The organism is Mycolicibacterium setense, assembly GCF_000805385.1.
In the GTDB taxonomy this organism is placed as follows: Bacteria; Actinomycetota; Actinomycetes; order Mycobacteriales; family Mycobacteriaceae; genus Mycobacterium; species Mycobacterium setense.
This window is the reverse complement of sequence record NZ_JTJW01000013.1, coordinates 1-2781: the sequence shown is the minus strand read 5'-3', so window position 1 is coordinate 2781 and position 2781 is coordinate 1. Positions and strand designations below refer to the sequence as shown.

Genomic DNA, 2781 nt, shown 5'->3' with positions numbered 1-2781 from the left:
CCCCGTTACAGGTCGGGTCGGGTGTGGTGCCGATCGGTGTGCCGGTGCCGGGTGCGGCGTTGTTCGTGTTGGATCGGTGGTTGCGTCCGGTGCCTGCGGGTGTGGTGGGTGAGTTGTATGTGGCCGGCCGTGGTGTCGGGTTGGGTTATGTGCGTCGGCCGGGGTTGACCGCTTCGCGGTTTGTGCCTTGCCCGTTTGGTGGTGCGGGTGCACCCGCAACGCGGATGTATCGGACCGGGGATCTGGTGTCGTGGGGGCCGGATGGGCAGTTGCGGTATGTCGGGCGCGCTGATGAACAGGTCAAGATTCGCGGTTACCGCATCGAACTCGGCGAAGTCCAAACAGCTTTGGCTGAGGTGGACGGTGTGCAGCAGGCCGTGGTGATCGTTCGCGAAGACCATCCCGGAGACAAACGCCTCGTCGGCTATGTCACCGGCACGGCTGACCCGACAGACATCCGCGCAGCGCTGGCGCAGCGCTTGCCGGCTTACATGGTGCCCACCGCGATCGTGGTGCTGGATGCGCTGCCGTTGACGGTCAACGGCAAGCTCGACAAACACTCCCTGCCCGCACCCGAATACACCGACACCGACCAATACCGGGCGCCGGTTACTCCCACCGAGGAGATCCTCGCCGGGATCTACGCCCAGGTCCTCGGCCTGGACCGCGTCGGCATCGATGACTCCTTCTTCGACCTCGGTGGCGACTCGCTGTCGGCCATGCGGCTGATCGCTGCGGTCAATGCCAGCCTCGACGCTGATGTGGGTGTTCGCGCCCTGTTCGACGCACCGACAGTTGCGCAGCTGGCACCACAGATCCAGGCGGGCTCGGGCGGACGTCAGCGGTTGACCCCGCAACAACGTCCCGACATCGTGCCGTTGTCCTATGCGCAACAGCGGTTGTGGTTCCTGGAGCAGTTGCAGGGGCCGTCGGCGATCTACAACATGGCGGTCACGCTGCAGTTGCGTGGAGACCTGGATGCCGACGCGCTGGGGCAGTCGTTGACCGACGTCGTGGGCCGTCACGAGAGCCTGCGGACCGTGTTCGGCGCGGTCGACGGGACTCCGTATCAAATCCTGGTGCCCACCGAGCGGGCGGAACTCGGTTGGCAGATCGTCGACGCTGCCGGTTGGTCTGCAGACCGACTGAAGGACGCCGCTGAGGCGGTCGCGCGGCGCCCGTTTGACCTCAGTCGCGAAATACCGTTGCGGGCCACCCTGTTCCGGGTAGCTGAGAACGACCATGTTCTGGTTGCGGTGGTGCATCATATCGCCGCCGACGGTTGGTCGATCACCCCGTTCATCGCGGATCTGGGCGCCGCCTATGCGAGCCGATGCGCGGGCCAGGCCCCGGAGTGGGCGCCGCTGGCCGTGCAGTACGCCGATTACACGCTGTGGCAACAAGAATGGCTGGGGTCGGAGTCCGATCCGGACAGCGTGCTCGCCACGCAGTTGGCGTACTGGGAAGACACGCTGGCGGATCTGCCCGAGCGCCTCGAGTTGCCCACCGATCGGCCCTATCCACCGGTGGCCGATTACCAGGGTTCCAGCGTGGTGATCGAATGGCCTGCCGAGTTGCAGCGGCAGGTGGCGCGGGTGGCTCGTGAGCACAATGCGACGAGCTTCATGGTGGTGCAGTCCGCCCTGGCGGCTCTGCTCGCGCAGTTGAGCGCCAGTTCCGATGTGGCGGTGGGCATTGCGACCGCAGGTCGCAGCGATCCAGCGCTCGACGACCTTGTCGGCTTCTTCGTCAACACCCTGGTCCTACGGCTCGACCTGGTCGGCGATCCCACCGTCGCCGACCTGTTGGGCCAGGTGCGTCAGCGCGGGCTTGCGGCGTTCGAACACCAGGATGTGCCCTTCGAGGTACTGGTGGAACGACTGAATCCGGCTCGCAGCCTGACCCATCACCCGCTCGTCCAGGTGATGGTGTCCTGGCAGAACTTCGCCGCGGAGCAAGCGTCCAGTCTGGCGCTGGGAAATGTCGAGGCCACTCCGTTGGACGCCGAATCCCGGACAGCGCGTATGGATCTGGTGTTCTCTCTGGCGGAACGGTTCAACGATGCCGGTGCACCGGCGGGCATCAGCGGTGTCGTCGAGTTCCGTACCGACGTATTCGACGCCACCACCGTCAACACTCTGGTGGAGCGGTTGCAGCGGGCGTTGGTGGCGATGACCTCCGACACCGGGCAGCGGTTGTCGACCATCGATCTGCTCGATGCGGCTGATCGTGCACGGCTGGATCAGATTGGTCACCGGGCCGTACTGACGCAATCGGTGCAGGAATCCTCGATTCCGGCGTTGTTCGCGGCGCAGGTGGAGCGGGCGCCGGGTTCCGAGGCGGTCAGTTTCGATGGTCGCACTCTGAGCTACCGGGAACTCGATGAAGCGTCGAACCGGATGGCGCACATGCTGGTCGACCGGGGCGCTGGTCCCGGCGAGTGTGTGGCGTTGTTGCTCGAGCGCTCGGCTCAGGCGATTGTCGCGATCCTGGGTGTGCTCAAATCGGGTGCGGCGTATCTGCCGATCGATCCGGTGGTTCCCGACGCCCGTATCGAGTTCATGCTCACGGACGCCAAGCCCGTCGCGGCGGTCACCACGGGTGGTTTGGCCGAGCGACTCGACGGGTCGGGTGTGCCGGTGGTCGAAGTCGACGATCCGCGCATTGATGTGCAGTCGACGGCCCCGTTGCCGGTGCCGGCGCCGGAGGACATCGCGCACATCATCTACACGTCCGGGACGACGGGTGTTCCCAAAGGTGTTGCGGTCACTCATCAGAATG

1 protein-coding gene is annotated in these 2781 nt (G+C 65.5%); it reads left to right on the top strand.

From position 1 onward, the window contains the following. Window positions 1-2781: condensation domain-containing protein (locus tag QQ25_RS29565; RefSeq protein ID WP_039382880.1), on the top strand; the 2781-nt coding region annotated here is incomplete at both ends.